Here is a 17,228-nt window from a genome sequence, read left to right as displayed (position 1 = left end):
TCATTAAACGGAGGGAACTACAGCGATGGCCACCAATCATCTACAGGAGATTCAAGAATACGGTCAAAGTATCTGGATAGATAATTTGACGCGGGACATTATTCAATCAGGGGAATTGAAAAATCTTGTAGCAAATCAAGGAATCTCCGGAATCACCTCAAACCCAGCGATTTTTGAAAAAGCAATCGCCAATAATGCAATTTATGATGCGGACATAGAAGCAGGTGTTCGCGCTCAATTACCAACCTATAAAATTTACGAATCTTTAGTTTTCGCAGATATCCGTAATGCGGCAGATATTCTGCGACCTGTATATGAAGCCTCGAATGGAGTTGATGGTTATGTGAGTATCGAAGTACCACCAACCATTGCTCATGATACTCAAGCCACCATTAACGAAGCCCGCCGTTATTTTCGAGAAATTGGCCGGGAAAATATCATGATTAAAATTCCCGGTACAGAATCAGGTTTACCAGCCGTAGAACAGGTAATCGCCGACGGGATCAACGTCAATATTACTTTGTTATTTTCTGTACAAAGCTATATCAATACAGCTTGGGCATATATTCGGGGCTTAGAAAAACGTGTAGCTGAGGGTAAAGACATTAGCAAAATTGCTTCTGTCGCCAGTTTTTTCCTCAGTCGCATTGATAGTAACATTGACGCAAAAATCGATGCAAAATTGCAGCGTGGCGTTGATGATATTAACCTAGAAGCTAAACTCACAGCCGTAAAAGGCAAAGTAGCGATCGCTAATGCCAAGATAGCTTATCAAGAATACAAAAAAATTATTGAAAGCGTTAGCGAAGCTGCTCCGCTAGGAGGTCGCTGGCAAGCCCTTGCAGCCAAAGGAGCAAAAGTACAACGGTTACTTTGGGCTAGTACCAGCACCAAAGACCCGCACTACAGCGACGTTATGTATGTTGATGAGTTAATTGGCCGCGATACTGTTAACACCTTACCACCCTCGACAATAGCAGCTTGTATTGACCACTGCGATGTAGGCGATCGCTTGGAAACCAAACTAAAAGAAGCTTATCAACTCATCGAAAGCTTGAAAGATCCAGACATCAACATCGATATCAATACCGTAATGGATGAACTGTTAATTGAAGGTATTGATAAATTCGTTCAACCTTTCCAGTCCTTGATGAACTCTTTAGAAAACAAAGTCAAGCTATTGTCACCTGTGTAGGGTCTAAGAAGTAAAAAGTAAAAGGGCAAAAGTAAAAACAAATTATAGTCTTTTCCCTTTTTACTCTTAATTTCTACCCATCCAAATCTCAACTCCAAGATCGAAAAATTGTTATGGTCAGTCTGCTAGAAAATCCCTTGCGCGTTGGCCTACAACAGCAAGGGATGCCCGAACCCCAAATTATAGTTATCTTTGGCGCTTCTGGTGATCTTACCTGGCGCAAACTAGTTCCAGCATTATACAAACTACGGCGGGAACGGCGAGTACCACCAGAAATCACTATTGTTGGTGTGGCCCGTCGGGAATGGAGCCACGAATACTTCCGTGAACAAATGCGTAAAGGCATGGAAGAAGCACACGGTGGTGTTGAACTAGAAGAACTTTGGCAAGACTTTTCTCAGGGTTTGTTCTATTGTCCCGGTGATATAGATAACCCAGAAAGTTACCAAAAACTCAAAACCTTATTAAACGAATTAGACGAGAAACGTGGCACACGCGGGAATCGGATGTTCTACCTCTCCGTCGCTCCCAACTTCTTCCCCGAAGCCATCAAGCAACTAGGAGAAGGTGGAATGCTGGATAATCCAGAGAAACACCGCCTCGTAATTGAAAAACCCTTTGGTCGAGACTTGGCTTCTGCCCAAAGCCTCAACGTTGTTGTCCAGAAATATTGTAAAGAAAACCAAGTCTATCGCATTGACCACTACTTAGGTAAAGAAACCGTTCAAAACCTACTAGTCTTCCGCTTCGCCAATGCGATTTTTGAACCACTGTGGAACCGTCAATTTGTTGACCACGTACAAATCACTGTTGCTGAAACCGTAGGTGTAGAAGACCGGGCTGGTTACTATGAAAAAGCCGGCGCACTCCGCGATATGTTGCAAAACCACTTAATGCAACTTTATTGCTTAACAGCAATGGAAGCACCCAACTCAATGGATGCTAACAGTATTCGGACAGAAAAAGTTAAAGTACTCCAAGCTACCCGTCTAGCCGATATCCACAACTTGTCCCGTTCTGCCATCCGTGGTCAATACAGCGCCGGTTGGATGAAAGGACAGCCTGTACCAGGGTATCACCAAGAACCAGGAGTTGATCCCAACTCTGGTACACCCACTTATGTAGCTATGAAATTCATGGTGGATAACTGGCGTTGGCAAGGTGTACCCTTCTACCTGCGGACTGGCAAAAGAATGCCGAAAAAAGTCAGTGAAATTTCCATCCATTTCCGCGAAGTACCTTCACGGATGTTCCAGTCCGCCGCCCAACAAAGAAACGCCAACGTCCTGGCCATGCGGATTCAACCCAACGAAGGCATTTCCTTGCGTTTTGATGTGAAAATGCCAGGAGCAGAATTCCGCACCCGTTCCGTAGATATGGACTTTAGCTACGGTTCCTTTGGGATTTCCGGCACTTCCGATGCCTACGATCGCCTCTTCTTAGATTGTATGATGGGCGATCAAACATTATTCACCAGGGCGGATGAAGTGGAAGCAGCTTGGCAAATAGTTACTCCTGCCCTTTCCGTTTGGGATGCGCCCTCAGATCCAGCCACCATTCCTAAGTACGAAGCAGGTACCTGGGAACCCGCAGAAGCCGAATTTTTGATTAACCAAGACGGCCGTCGCTGGCGCAGACTCTAAAATTTTAGATTTTAGATTTTAGATTTTAGATTAGGGACTAAATAAATAGCGAATAGGTAATAGATAAAAGTAAAAACCATTTCTTGCTAATTCTGTTTAGTAGTTCTTAATCAAAAATCTTAAATCGTCAATCCAAAATCCAAAATCCAAAATCCAAAATTACTATGACCCAAGCTCCTACCATTTTTTCACTCCAAGCCCCCAAAGACATTTCGCTCAACGAAATCGAAGCGGAATTGAATCAAATTTGGCAAAGTTACGGTATCACCGGTGAAGATGGCGCACTACCCGCCGCCACTCGTGCCACAACTTTTACCTTAGTGGTTTACGAACCCGAAGAAACCCAATATCTCCTAGCATCTCTGGGATTTTATAACGGCCCCATTGATGGGATTTTAGGGCCACAAACTGACATCGCCCTGCGGTTAGCACAACAAAAATATGAACTGCCCGAAACCGGCACCACTACACCAGAAACCTTAGCCAAACTACGGGAAGAATACAGCAAACGTCAAGGTAATGGAGTCGTTACAGACAATGGTAACGGTTCCTATAACTTCAGTGTCACCAGCCCCAGAATTGCTGATGAAATTGCTTTGCGTAACCCCTGCCGGATTATTGCCCTCTGCCCGATCGCAGGCGAAGATGAAGGTGTAAAAGCCCAAGTTTCAGCTTACTGCCCAATTCAAAAGCAATCTTCCAGCACTTTGGTTTGTTGCGAATACATCACCCTCTCTGGAACCACCTCAGCTTTAGAAAGAATTGGCGGGATGATTCCCGCATTACTCATCGGTGGTTTGCCCAAGTTCTTGTGGTGGAAAGCGACTCCCGACCCCAACAACCCCTTATTTAAGCGACTGGCAGCAGTTTGCAACAACGTCATAGTTGATTCCTGCAACTTTAACGAGCCAGAACATGACTTACTCAGCTTACAAGAATTGGTTGAAACCAACGTACCTTTAGCTGACCTGAACTGGCGACGAATCTCAGCATGGCAAGAGTTAACAGCAGAAGCCTACGACCCACCACACCGTCGTGCCGCATTAAAAGATATTGACCGCGTAATGCTGGATTATGAAAAAGGCAACTCTGCCCAAGCACTATTGTTTTTGGGTTGGCTGGCTAGTCGTCTAGAATGGATGCCAATTTCCTGCCAAAAACAAAGCGATGACTATGATATTCTGCGGATTCGCTTTGTCGCACAAGACCAAAAACAAATAGAAGCCGAATTAGCCGGAGTTCCCGTTGCTGATGTCGGCGAAATTCCCGGAGACTTAATCGCATTACGTCTCAGTTCCACCAATCCCAAAGCCGACTGTAGCACCTTAATTTGTACAGAAACCGGCGGTTGTATGCGGATGGAAACCCACGGCGGCGCTCAAACTTCTGGTTTAGTCCAACAAGTTAGCTCACTTTCCGAACAAAAAGCCGAAGTACTGCTGAGTCAGCAAGTACAACGCTGGGGACGTGAGAATTTATTAGAAGACAGTTTAGGAGTTATTGCCCAAATCCTGAAATTGGCAGTGTAATCTCAGCAAATTTCTCAAAAAAGCCTCCCGTGGTTCCAAATGGGGGGCTTTTTTCCATCATAGGGCGATACACAAAGATTGTCTGTTAAGAATGGGTGTAATACCATTTCACGAAAAATCTGATACAGATGTAAACCCTGAAAGGTTTACTGTATCTAAGTTTTTTAATTGCGAATTGCGACTTGCGAATTGTGAATTGGTATAATACCATTTCATTTTAAGTTTGATAGGACTTACACAGACTCTACGATTTCTTGGCGCTCTCGGCGACTTGGCGGTTCGATAAATTAAGCTTTTTGCGAATTTTTGCGTAAGTCCTGTTTGATACAAATAGGCAAGCAGAGGGGCAGAGGAAGTTATTTGTATCAGTAATTTCGTGAATTGGTATCAGAGCAGGAATACTATTGGGACTAGGTGCAAAATATATGTCACCAGAATTTGACCACCGTAAATACTGGTGTTAAAAATGATGAATTATTTTTGGTGCATTTTGCCGTTATGACTAAGGTTCAAAGATTAGCACACAAGATGTTGCAGTGCCAGGAAGAGTCAGTGAGGTTTTCTGTAACGCTCTTACCTACAGACCACTCCCGCCTAGAGAAACTAGCGCAATTGATGGGATACACAAAAAGCGCCTTTTGCAGTGAACTGATTGCGGCGGCGTTGGATGATATGGAAGAGGTAATTGATACTCCTGACTCTCACATTGATAAGTTTCTTCCTTCGGCTGAAGAATATGCCGAAGCTTTTACCACTATTGAAGCCAGCCTCACGCCGGGACACCGAGCGATGTTAGTGGCTCATTATCATTTCCCTAACCGGACTACGACAACTTCTGAATTAGCCAAAGCAGCTAGTTATGACCATTACGGGGCTGTGAATTTGCAATATGCTAGGCTTGGCTACTTGCTGGCAAAACATTTAAATTGTGTGTTACCGACTCATGCTGATGGTTCGCCATTTCCGACTGCCATTTTGGTTGAGTGGAGTTTTGAGGATGTTTGGTACTGCACATTGCATCCACAAGTGGCGGAAGCATTAGAAATAGTGGGTTTAGTAGGTTGGCAAAGATAAATCTGCTTGATTTGTGAGAATTTAAATATTTACTATTATTTATTCTTGGTAAATAACTGAGGAGTGTTATCACAAATCAACTGCGTTTTTATCTCTGTAGCTTGGAAATCACACTCGCAGCAATGATGTTTGCAATCCATAAAAAAATCCCCCAGTGGTGGCAGCCTCTGGGGGAATTAGTTATCAGGGTGCATCTACCAATTAATTGTTCTATTGACGGCTGGCTCTAACCGGATAAAATTTTTCTGATTCTGAAATTACGCAAAAAAATTCCCCAGTTGGTGAAAGCCAGCTAGGGGAATTAGTTATCAGGGTGCATCTACCAATTAATTGTTCTATTGACGGCTGGCTCTAACCGGATAAAACTTTTCTGATTCTGAAATTACGCAAAAAAATCCCCCAGTTGGTGAAAACCAGCTAGGGGAATTAGTTATCAGGGTGCATCTACCAATTAATTGTTCTATTGACGACTGGCTCTAACCGGATAAAATTTTTCTGATTCTGAAATTACGCAAAAAAATCCCCCAGTTGGCGAAAGCCAGCTAGGGGAATTAGTTATCAGGGTGCATCTACCAATTAATTGTTCTATTGACGGCTGGCTCTAACCGGATAAAATTTTTCTGATTCTGAAATTACGCAAAAAAATCCCCCAGTTGGTGAAAGCCAGCTAGGGGAATTAGTTATCAGGGTGCATCTACCAATTAATTGTTCTATTGACGGCTGTCTCTAACCGGATAAAACTTCCAAAAAAAACCCCCAGCTATGTTAAACAGCCAGGGGAGTTGAAGATCAAGGTGCATCTACCAATAAACTGTTCCCGGTAGATGCTAACTAATCCGGATAAAGCTATAACTCTTAGTTAGTAGTGGACTGACACGACTAAGGTGATGCAATAGAGTTTGGATAGATTTAACCGCCGATGGACGCAGCGAAAAGTTGAGCCAGTGCGTTGGGCGGGTTCCCCGACTCCCTCACTGGCGTTGCGTGGGCGGCTCTGCCGACTTGAGCAAACTTTTCAAGACAGATGGACGAGGATGGAATTTCGGTTATTGTACAAATTTAACTGTGTCAGTCCACTACTTGTATTTCAAAAGTCAAATATGAGTCATATATATACTTATTATTTACTCAGTTGAATTGACTCATTTACGGTTATTACTAATAATTAAAAATCTAATCTATACAGTGTATCAAAAGTTGTATATTACTTTGGAATATCATCATCATATTTATTTGTACATTCACCAAGCATAAATTAATTAGTTACAATTAAATATAAAGTACTTTTTAGAGAAAAATGCTCATAATCTTTTACCTGCCTTAGTTCACCCTTGTAACGATTGCATATCTTGTAAGTTTAAACCTGGGTAAATGCGATTATGATAATAGATTGGTTGGCTGTTTGGGGCGTAACTCAAGCTGTCGGATTTGCTTTTAAACCGATTTTTGAGGAATTAGCCAAAGATGTAGTCAAGGACTGGGCTAAGGATATATTAAAGTGTATACCGAAGAACATTTTACAGCAGTTTAAAAAGGAAGAAATAGAAATTACTGCTGGCAAAGCCTTAAAGGAATTTTTAGAATTAATCCAGCAGGAATTAGAAGATGCAGATATCGAAGAACTAGCACTGCAACAATATACTAAAGCTTTGAAAGAGTTTATTAGTAACCAATTTCTCAGGGAGATTCTCGGTTATCCTTTTCAAGCAGAATGTCATTCTCTAGATACTCAAGTACTTTTCCGTACTTGGTATGAGATGAATTTACCGAGTTTACCCCATAAATTTGAATGGGAAAGATTAACCAAAAGATATATCAAAAAAGTTAAAGCTCTTATTCGTGAGTCAGATAAGTTACGCTCTCTTTTAGATAGCCAAAATTTAGAAGAAATAAATAGCAGTTTGAAATATATAGGTGGGATTCCGACAGATTTTGATTTACAAAAGTATCAAGAAGGACTATATGAGCGTTATGGAAATCTGAAATTAGATAGTTTAGATACCACTGGGTATGCTTATAATGAATTGAAGTTATGGCGGATGTTTATTGCTCAGAATGTCCGGGAAGTGCATCAAGTTTTACCCCAAGTACATGAACTACCTAAAGAACATCTCAAAAAGCAGCGAGACAGCAATCAAGTAGAAGCGGAAATTTTGTTAGAAGAGTTAGAAGGCTACCGCCGAGTTTATTTTGAACAGCCAATTGTTTCGGTATTAGATGTTATTAATAATCCTGTTTGTAAATATATAGTTATTTTAGGTGATCCTGGTTCTGGTAAATCGACATTATTGCAATTTTTAGCGTTGAATTGGGCGGAAACACCGCTAAATAATATTATTTTCCAACCGATTCCTTTATTAATTGAGTTACGCACTTATATTAGAAGACGAGAAAATAATGAGTGTAGTAATTTCTTAGAGTTTTTTCATAAATGTAGTGGTATAGTTCATCATCTGAATCAAAATCAACTCCATGAACATTTAAAAGCGGGAAATGCTTTGGTAATGTTTGATGGCTTAGATGAAGTTTTTGAGTTGGGAAAACGTGAAGATGTGATTACAGATATTCATCGGTTTACGAATGTCTATCCTAATGTGCGAGTAATTGTAAGTTCGCGGGTAATTGGCTATAAACCACAACGGTTACGAGATGCAGAATTTCGCCATTTTATGTTGCAAGATTTGGAGTCAGAACAAATTCAAGATTTTATCTATCGTTGGCATGAGTTAACTTTTCATGATGAAGAAGATAAGTTACGAAAACGGGAACGGTTACAAAAAGCAATTGATACTTCAAAATCGATTGGTGAATTGGCAGGAAATCCACTGTTATTAACGATGATGGCAATTCTCAATCGTAACCAAGAATTGCCCCGCGATCGCGCCACACTTTATGAACAAGCATCACGAGTGTTGCTGCATCAATGGGATGTGGAACGCGCTTTAGTAGAAGATTCGCGGCTTGATCCGAAAACGATTGACTATAAAGATAAGCAGGCGATGTTGCGTCAAGTTGCTTATCACATGCAAACTAGTGCTAAAGGGTTGACTGGCAATTTAATTAGTGTGCATGATTTAGAAAAAATCTTGATTCGCTATTTAAAAAATATCGAATTTGAAAACCCAACTAAAGTGGCGCGGGTGATGATTAATCAACTACGGACGCGCAATTTTATGTTGTGTTTTTTGGGTGGAGATTATTATGCTTTTGTGCATCGGACTTTTTTAGAATATTTTTGTGCTTGGGAGTTTGTCTGGCAGTTTAAGGAAACACAAACACTATCCATTAAAGAATTAAATAATGAAGTGTTTGGCAAACATTGGCGTTATGAAACTTGGCATGAGGTTTTGCGCCTGATTACTGGAATGATTGAGCCGAGGTTTGTTTGCGAAATTCTCGAATATTTAATGGCACAAGATGGTGAAGGGGAAAAGTTTATTAATTTGTTTTTAGCGGCTAAGTGTCTTGCAGAGGTACGGAATCGCTTGTTAGTCACAACAACGGCGAATAAATTATTAAATCGACTGAAAGATTTAACGAAATATGACCTTGGTTATTATTATCAACCTTATCGAGATGAAGAAGAAACAAAATTAGTCCAAGAAATTCGGACTAAAGCAGTGACATCTGTGGCGACAACTTGGAAAGATGATGCTGATACTTTAGTTTGGTTGAAGCAACTGGCTAACGCTGATGAACATGAAGATGTGCGCCGGACTTCAGTCCAAGAATTAGCGAGAAGTTTTCGAGATCATGTTGATACTTTGGTATGGTTAAAACAACGGGCGATCGCAGATAATGATTGGACAGTCAGACAAGTAGCATTGCAAGAACTCGTACGGAATTTCAAAGATGATTTAGAAATTCTCCCATTGCTGCAAACACGCGCCACCAGCGATGAAAATGAATATGTGCGTCAAGCGGCTGTGCAGGAATTAGCCAGGGGTTTTAAAGACAAACCCGATATCTTACACTGGCTAAAACAGCGTGTGACGGCTGATAATTCTGGGACTGTGCGCCAAGTAGCAGTCCAAGAGTTAGCACGGGGGTTTAAAGATGATTTAGCAACTTTACCTTGGTTGAAACAACGCACCACAGATGATGACTGGACTGTGCGCCAAGCGGCTGTGCAAGAATTAGCTAGAAGTTTCAAAGATGATGCTGATACTCTGTTGATACTCAAGCAACGCGCTATCAATGATGAAAATGAATATGTCCGCCAAGCGGCTGTGCAAGAATTAGCTAGGAGTTTCAAAGATGATGCTGATACTTTCTCTATCCTCCAACAATGCGCCATAACTGATCAATATTCTGGTGTGCGTCAAACAGCCGTTGAAGAATTGGCGCGGGGGTTTAAAGATGAACCAGAAATTTTACCTTGGCTAAAACAGCGTACGACGGCGGATAACGACCAGTATGTCAGACGTGCGGCGGTGCAAGAATTAGCTAGAGGATTTAAAGATGATGCTGAAACTCTGTTGATTTTGCAACAAAGGGCGATCGCAGATCAATATTCTGATGTCCGGCGTGCGGCTGTGCAAGAATTAGCGAGAGGGTTCACAAATCATCCCGATACCTTACTCATTCTCAAACAAAGCGCCACCACCGATGAGAATGAATATGTCCGCCGCACAGCATTGCAAAAACTCGCCAAAAATTTCACCAATGACCCTGATATTCTCCCAATATTAAAAAAACACGCAACAGCTGATAAATATGCAGATGTCCGTCAAGCTGCTTTGCAAGAATTAGCCAGACGTTTCAAAAATGACCCTGAGACGCTGGTAATTCTCAAGAAACGCGCCATTGTTGATAAATCATCGAATGTCCGACAAGTGGCTGTACAAGAGTTAGCCAGGGGTTTTCAAGACCAACTTGATTTATTTGAATTATTTTATAACTGTGCTGTTAACGACCCCTTTACGCGGGAATATAGTTTTCAAGATAATCCCCGCCAAGTCGCACTAGAAGCCATTACCGAACAATATCCCCACTATCCACAGACATTACCATTGTTACGCGATCGCGCCACCAATGACCCTGATGAGCAGGTGCGGGAGTTGGCGAAGAAAAAGCTAACGGAATTAGGCGAGAAATTTTCGTGATTGTTGAGATGGAAATTGGCATTAATCAAAAAGTAAAATAAATTTAACCCGCAGTGAAAAATTATTAGCAAAGGAATGAAACTACCAAATCTTGAACTCCAAACAATTGATCGAATTATTGAAATGGCTTGGGAAGATAGAACCCCATTTGAAGCCATTGAAGCACAGTTTGGACTGCAAGAAAAACAGGTAATTGCCTTAATGCGTCAGCAAATGAAACCATCAAGTTTTCGGATGTGGCGAGAACGAGTCACTAAACGAAAAACTAAACATTTAAATAAACGAGAATTTGTTGCCGGCAGATTTAAATCACAAAATCAAAAATCATAAATATGAATAACGATGTTGTCATTTTTTTGCTCAGTGCTGGGGTGCTAATTATATATTTAATTTTTTCGGCTTTGACCGAGATGGGGACAAAGTTACCTTGGAAGAAGTGAGCGATCGCTCATTTTACACCATCAAGGTAATCCCAAAAATAAGTTATCCAATCAACCTCTATCTCCCTTGTCCCCCTTCCAGATGATAACCCTGCTACTCAATTACATCCTCAACTGTAAAAATTTTGCCGTCTACTGTTACTTGGTCGCTGGAAACTAATTTCCGTCCGCGACGGGTTTCGACTATCCCATTAACTTTTACATCACCATTAATAATCATTAGTTTGGCTTGTCCGCCAGTTGGAGCGATACCCAAGAACTTTAAAAATTGGTCGAGTTTAATCATCTGGCTACTTGTTGAATGTAGTTAGCACTGCACATCAACTTTATTTTATCGATTAGCTTAACGCTTGGTTTAGACAATTTTGATTAAAATGACACAAAATAATCTGAGTCAGTCCATAAAAGAAAACAGCAGCATCATCGATTTTCATGCTCATATTTACTATGATCCCGAAACTCGTGATGTTGCTGCTCAAATCCGCGAAGAGTTAGGTGTAAGATTTGAAGTTAAATTAGGACGTTGGCATGATCAGCCAGTTGGGCCACATCCCAAATCAATGTATCAAGTTGCTTTTGCGCCAGACCAATTTTTCCAAGTTGTACCTTGGTTAATGTTGAACCGTGGGGGTTTAGAGATTCTCGTTCATCCTGAGACTGGTGATGATGTGACAGATCATACAGACCATGCTTTATGGTTGGGAAATAAGCTGGAATTGAATATCCAAGTCTTGCAACGATTGAGATAATTAATGACGCTTGCGTGCTAAAGTTAGCCCATCTGCGATCGCAATCAAACTGACATCGATGCGATCGTCTTGCGCTAACTTGCTATTAAACTCACGAATAGCTGTAGTAGATGAGTCCTGTAGTTCTGATTGCACCACTTTTCCCGACCACAATACATTGTCAATCGCAATTAAACCACCAGGACGGACTAACTGTAACGCCAATTCGTAATAGCGATAATAGTTTTCTTTGTCAGCATCAATGAAGGCAAAGTCAAAAGTTTCCGCTTGACCCTGTGCTAAAAGATACTCTAAAGTTTCCGTCGCTGGTGCAATTCTTAAGTCAATTTTATCTGCCACACTGGCTTTTTCCCAATAACGCCGAGCCACAGATGTAAATTCTTCACTCACATCACAGGCGATAATTTTGCCATCAGGTGGTAATGCTAAAGCAACACTCAAAGAACTGTAACCAGTAAAAACCCCTACTTCTAAAGTTTTGTTAGCACCAATTAACTTTACCAAGAACGCTAAAAACTGTCCTTGTTCCGGTGCAACCTGCATATTTGCACGGGGATGTTGAGCCGTTTCTTGTCGTAACTGCAAAAGTACTTCTGGTTCACGTAGAGAGACAGACAACAGATACTCGTACAAATTTTGTGTCAAGTTCAGAGTTTTACCAGTAGACATATTTTTATATCTTGTGTTTACTGCTGATTTGTGTAAATATTCTATCAAATTACTGCATATCGCTCGTTTTAACGTAGTATTATTTTACTTAGAGAAACAGGACGAACACGGAAGATTAATTTATTGGATGAAAATATGCAGTCATTGGAGACCTTTAAAACGCATCGTCTGTTAGCTGAAAGGCTGCAATTTCAACATTTAAATGAATTAAATCGGATGCACCAAAACAAACAAGTTATGGCAACTTTAGGTGGTGTACGTTCTGATGAAGATACAAGGTTGTTTATTTTCAATAACTTGCATCATTGGCAGCGTTATGGCTATGGTTTATGGGTATTTAGAGATAAACTTAATCATCAATTTGTCGGGCGGGCTGGTCTTCGTAATACTGAGATAGATGGAATTAATGAAGTTGAACTCGCCTATGCTCTGATAGCTAAATTTTGGGGACAAGGTTTAGCTACCGAAATGGGTGAAAAAATCTTGCAAATTGGTTTAGAAACACTGAAATTACAAGAAGTTGTTTGTTTTACTCTAACCACAAATCAAGCTTCACAACGAGTGATGGAAAAATTAGGCTTTAAGTATGAGCGAGAAATGATTTATGCTAATTTACCTCATTTATTTTATCGGTTAAAAGCTTGATGATCAAGCAAGAAAATGTAATATTATTGAATTACTAAATTTATAAACTAAGTAAAATGCCTTTTAGAGAAAATTTTAATAATGCCAATGCCATGATTATCGGAGCCAGTCAAGGCATTGGGTTAGGTTTTGTTAAACAATTAATTCAAGATACAAGAATTGACAAAATTTATGCCACACATCGGCAAGAACAAACTGCTCAAGAATTACTAGATTTAACAGAGGAATATCCTGATAAATTAAATTCCCTACAGATGGATATTACTGATGAATCACAGATTGTTAAAGCAGTACAAAATATCAGATCACAAATCAATAAACTGCACTTAGTAATTAACTGTGTTGGGCTGTTACATGAAGGTGATTTACAACCAGAAAAAAGCTTAAAACATATTAATCCAGAAAATTTACTGCGCTACTTTCAAATTAATAGTATTGGTGCGGTGTTATTAGCTAAACATTTACTACCTTTATTTCGTCATCAAGAACCAAGTGTATTTGCCTCTATATCTGCTAAAGTGGGCAGCATTGGCGATAATCAACTAGGTGGATGGTATGGTTATCGTGCTTCTAAAGCGGCGCTGAATATGTTGATGCGAACAACCGCAATTGAGTATGGCAGAATTTCTCCTCAAACTTTGGTTGTAACTTTACATCCAGGAACAACCGATACACGTCTTTCTCGACCATTTCAGCGCAATGTACCCCCAGAAAAATTATTTTCTGTAGAACGTACTGTGAGCCAATTATTAACTGTAATTGAAAAACTGGAACCAAGTGATAGCGGGCAATTTTTCTCTTGGGATGGGAGCAAGCTACCTTGGTAAAAATCTGAAGCTAGAGCTTAAATTGGGTGGATTGCTAAGTGCGATCGCCCATTAATTAATCATATAATATTCCAGTATAAAAGTTTAGCATTTCAATATATTTTTAAGACATTATTGCTGCATTAAACTCACCTAAAACTATTTAATATAGCTTTTGTTGCTGATAGTTAATTCAGTCTTTAGTTCAATAGGATTAAAGACCACGATCGCCTACAATTTTCAGCAATATGTAGGGTGTATCTACAGTTGTATAAGACATAATATTTTACCAACAATGGCACACAAAAGTATCAAATTTATAGGACTTTACTACAGTAATAAAGTCCCAATTTATATTTTTAATTGAAATCTATTTAAATATACAAATTTGGATGCAGTGATAGCGAAATCTAACAAAGTCTAGATGATGTTTCTATCACAGTAAAATTTGTAACAATGATTTTTTGAATTGATATTATCTGCTAAAAAATATGTGAGTAAATCTTGAGCAATTTTTGAAATAGCTTGCCTATATTGCCACCTAAAACTATATATTGGGTTTGCTCATGTTTAATCAATTATTGCGTGACAAGCAATATATTATAATATTACTATTTATAGTAATATTATTCCCTCATTTCATACTTGAAAAAGTAGCAGCTAAAACTATTCCAATTCAAGATTTAATTAATTCTCAGCCAAAGGATAACCAAGCTCTTGCTAATTATAAGTCTGGGAACAACATTAGATGTACTTCCATAAATATATGTACGGCACAAAATATAAATTCAGACCCAGTTCAATTTTTTCCGAATATCAATAATCCAAATATCCCAAATTTATTTAATCCAACTCTCAACCCAGATTTTTATAATACTGAACCTGATACTAGCAAGCCGAATAATCTAAATGATTCGGAACAAACTTCTGTTGACAACAAAAAAAAGTTACAGCTATTAATACTCAACGCTCTCACTAACAGTGCTACGAGATATCCTTGGATAATTGACCCCAGATATAACTTAAATTTCGCTACATCCTCATTTAACCCTTTTAAAAATGCCAATTATATTGATTTTTCGATTAAATTTTCTGCTACTGATCCCATAGTTGAGCGATTTAATTTTGCCAACTTTCCGCAAGCAGAGCAATTTTATTGGGTGTTACCTAGTAATCGAATTGTAGTAGAAACTCAGGGTTGGCAAACTGGTATTTCATATCAAGGAGAAATCATAGACTTTGAACGTACCCAAATTGTGCGCTTAACGCAAAGGCTGTGGGGAATGCAAGTTGTTTCTTCGCTTCCTCAAGACTTTCAAGAATTAGTAGGAGGAACTAGCTTCAATCAATTTTCTATTCAATCAATTGCTGCTGAATTAGTCAATCCAGTAGGTATTCCTGCACCACCTGTTCAAATTAATAGTCCACTGACAGCTAATGGTTTACAAATAACTTCTATAGTTCCTAATATTTCTAGCTTGAATGCTAATAGTCCTCCTGTAATTTTACAATCTTTCCCTACGAATAACTTACAACCATTATTAGGCGATGTTAGCCTACATAGAGGTGAAATAGTTCCTCAAAATAATTTAAAACAAGCTGGCTTTATTTGGGGAAATCCTTTAACTGGTGAATTAACAAGATTTCAAGCGCCAACTACATCTCTACCAGGAATCAAACAAGGGAATCGAGAACAATTTGATAACTCTGATTTATTTGATATTTTGCTAAATTCTGATATTAGTGATCAGCAACGTAATTTTTCTTATCTAAATTCGCTATTTTGGGTGACTTTAGGTCAACAACAAACTCTCCGAAGAACTAGAGATAAAACCGAAAATCAAAATTGGCAGAGATTTTATTTTAGTCGTCCCCATAATCGGACTTTGTTGCAGTACGATTCATTAATTAACAAAGCAACTTACACTAATATTTATAGTAATCCTGGTGTTTCTTTGTCTTTTTCTCTTGATCAAATAGATGTAGACCAAATCCAAACTGCTAATACTTCTTTAGGAATGTTGTTTGGAAGTTTTTTTGAATTTATCAATCCTCCTGAAATAGCAAACAGTTTACAAGAAGCTAAAACGCGATTCTCTCGACAAGAAAATTTTGCGCCTATTAACTCCAAATCTACACCAGAACAGAGAAGAAAAATTAATCAAATTCTCAACAGAACCCTATTTTTAGGAAATCGGTCAAGTAGTTTAGATCAAATTTCTGGGACTTATACTTTTCCCAGCACAATTACACCAACTAGTTCTAGTATTTTACAAATCCGCACTGGAAATTATCGTCGAACAGTGCAGTTTATCAATGGCGAACGTACATGGAGAGAAGGTGAAACTTATATTTCTAAAATAGATATTTCTAATCGCAGTTTTGGACGTTTAAGTTATGTGAATGTACCGATTCCTGCAACACAAATACCTACAGTTTCTAATAACCGTTCCACAGCTTTACAGGTGGCTTTAATTAGTCCTAATGGCGAGAGTTTTGTCCAAAACTATAATTCATCTGATACTACAACAGTTCCGGTAAACATCAGCTCATTTGATTTGGCATTTGATAATATTGAACTCAGCCAGAATGGACGACTGATTACTCATATCAAAACTTTTAATGGCTATTTATCTTTACCTGCGATCGAAACTTTATGGGCTGGGGCTACTGGTAATTGGAACTATAGTATTAATTCTGGAATTTGGTTGAATTTAAATTCAAACAATGCTTTTGATATTACAAATGAAATTGGGACTTCCGAGCCAACATTAGGTTTCTATACTAATGGTTTATTAAACTATATTAATACTCATATAAAATTAAATGCTGCTGGGCAACCTCAAGCTATTACTAGCCATATTCCTGCATTAAGATTTCATTGGAATAGTGGCAGCAATTATCAAAATCCTGCTTATATTAATTTGAGTTATTCTTTGATTCGTCAAGACAAAGATAGGAATAATTATTCATTGACTACGGGAATTATATTTTATGATGAAACTCGTCGTCTGAGACAAACAGGATTTTTTCAAGGTGCATGGGAATTTAGTACAGGAGTAGAGTTGAAAACTACGGTAGAAATCAGTGAGAATCTTTTCTACACTCTAGAAGGCACGCAAAAGTTAAATGAGAATTGGCATTTTGGCGCTTATTTGCAAAACTTTCGAGATATTAGCCGTGGTATTAGAAGCCGAGTTAATGATTTTTCTTATGGGTTATTAATTAAGCGTGAAACGGTAGATAATGATATGTTTTGGGAATCTCGCTTAGGTATGAGTGGAAATACATTTGAGGCGCGTTTTGAGGGGGGATTTCGGTTTTAAAATGGATAAGGTATATAGAGTAGATAATTTATTGTTTTGGTAATCTA

12 protein-coding genes are annotated in these 17,228 nt (G+C 39.1%); 10 read left to right on the top strand and 2 right to left on the bottom strand.

Annotation, left to right across the window (positions count from 1 at the left end):
* Positions 1–25 precede the first annotated feature (25 nt).
* The 6 genes from tal to H6G74_RS00460 all read left to right on the top strand — a co-directional run bounded on the left by tal (position 26) and on the right by H6G74_RS00460 (position 10,876).
* On the top strand, positions 26–1,195 hold the full coding sequence (tal, locus tag H6G74_RS00485; RefSeq protein ID WP_190965809.1) for a transaldolase: 1,170 nt from the start codon (positions 26–28) through the stop codon (positions 1,193–1,195).
* Between the two features lie 113 nt (positions 1,196–1,308).
* Complete coding sequence (gene zwf / locus H6G74_RS00480) at positions 1,309–2,838, top strand: glucose-6-phosphate dehydrogenase (protein WP_190588020.1); 1,530 nt, start codon at positions 1,309–1,311, stop codon at positions 2,836–2,838.
* 164 nt (positions 2,839–3,002) lie between these two features.
* Entirely contained in the window at positions 3,003–4,367 is a 1,365-nt protein-coding gene (gene opcA, locus H6G74_RS00475; RefSeq protein WP_190965808.1) for a glucose-6-phosphate dehydrogenase assembly protein OpcA, read from the top strand.
* 498 nt (positions 4,368–4,865) lie between these two features.
* Positions 4,866–5,441, top strand: a complete 576-nt coding sequence (locus H6G74_RS00470) for a hypothetical protein (RefSeq protein WP_190966088.1) — start codon at positions 4,866–4,868, stop codon at positions 5,439–5,441.
* Positions 5,442–6,820: 1,379 nt separating this feature from the next.
* The gene (locus H6G74_RS00465; protein WP_190965807.1) at positions 6,821–10,546 is read left to right on the top strand and encodes a HEAT repeat domain-containing protein; all 3,726 of its coding nucleotides are present in this window, start codon (positions 6,821–6,823) and stop codon (positions 10,544–10,546) included.
* A 75-nt stretch (positions 10,547–10,621) separates the two neighbouring features.
* Positions 10,622–10,876: a TIGR03643 family protein gene (locus H6G74_RS00460; protein WP_190965806.1), complete on the top strand. Its 255-nt coding sequence runs from the start codon at positions 10,622–10,624 to the stop codon at positions 10,874–10,876.
* A 204-nt stretch (positions 10,877–11,080) separates the two neighbouring features.
* Here H6G74_RS00460 and H6G74_RS00455 read toward each other — a convergent pair whose 3' ends face one another.
* A complete protein-coding gene (locus H6G74_RS00455) occupies positions 11,081–11,272 on the bottom strand; it encodes an RNA-binding S4 domain-containing protein (RefSeq protein WP_190965805.1) in 192 nt (63 codons plus the stop codon).
* Between the two features lie 88 nt (positions 11,273–11,360).
* Between H6G74_RS00455 and H6G74_RS00450 the strand changes: the two genes are divergently transcribed.
* Positions 11,361–11,735 carry a DOPA 4,5-dioxygenase family protein gene (locus tag H6G74_RS00450; protein ID WP_190965804.1) on the top strand — a complete coding sequence of 125 codons (375 nt, stop codon included), beginning with the start codon at positions 11,361–11,363 and terminating at the stop codon, positions 11,733–11,735.
* On the opposite strand, the gene H6G74_RS00445 is transcribed toward H6G74_RS00450, so the two are convergent.
* Positions 11,736–12,404: a class I SAM-dependent methyltransferase gene (locus H6G74_RS00445; protein WP_190965803.1), complete on the bottom strand. Its 669-nt coding sequence runs from the start codon at positions 12,402–12,404 to the stop codon at positions 11,736–11,738.
* A gap of 135 nt (positions 12,405–12,539) precedes the next feature.
* Between H6G74_RS00445 and H6G74_RS00440 the strand changes: the two genes are divergently transcribed.
* The 3 genes from H6G74_RS00440 (at position 12,540) to H6G74_RS00430 (ending at position 17,181) form a co-directional block, all read left to right on the top strand.
* The gene (locus tag H6G74_RS00440; RefSeq protein WP_190965802.1) at positions 12,540–13,049 is read left to right on the top strand and encodes a GNAT family N-acetyltransferase; all 510 of its coding nucleotides are present in this window, start codon (positions 12,540–12,542) and stop codon (positions 13,047–13,049) included.
* 56 nt (positions 13,050–13,105) lie between these two features.
* On the top strand, positions 13,106–13,876 hold the full coding sequence (locus tag H6G74_RS00435) for an SDR family NAD(P)-dependent oxidoreductase (RefSeq protein WP_190965801.1): 771 nt from the start codon (positions 13,106–13,108) through the stop codon (positions 13,874–13,876).
* A gap of 545 nt (positions 13,877–14,421) precedes the next feature.
* Complete coding sequence (locus tag H6G74_RS00430; RefSeq protein ID WP_190965800.1) at positions 14,422–17,181, top strand: hypothetical protein; 2,760 nt, start codon at positions 14,422–14,424, stop codon at positions 17,179–17,181.
* Positions 17,182–17,228: the final 47 nt, after the last annotated feature.

Origin of the sequence: Nostoc spongiaeforme FACHB-130 (genome assembly GCF_014698475.1) — a bacterium.
Lineage (GTDB): Bacteria > Cyanobacteriota > Cyanobacteriia > Cyanobacteriales > Nostocaceae > Nostoc_B > Nostoc_B spongiaeforme.
Note: the sequence above shows the minus strand (reverse complement) of the source record. Positions and strands in the feature narration are given on the sequence as shown.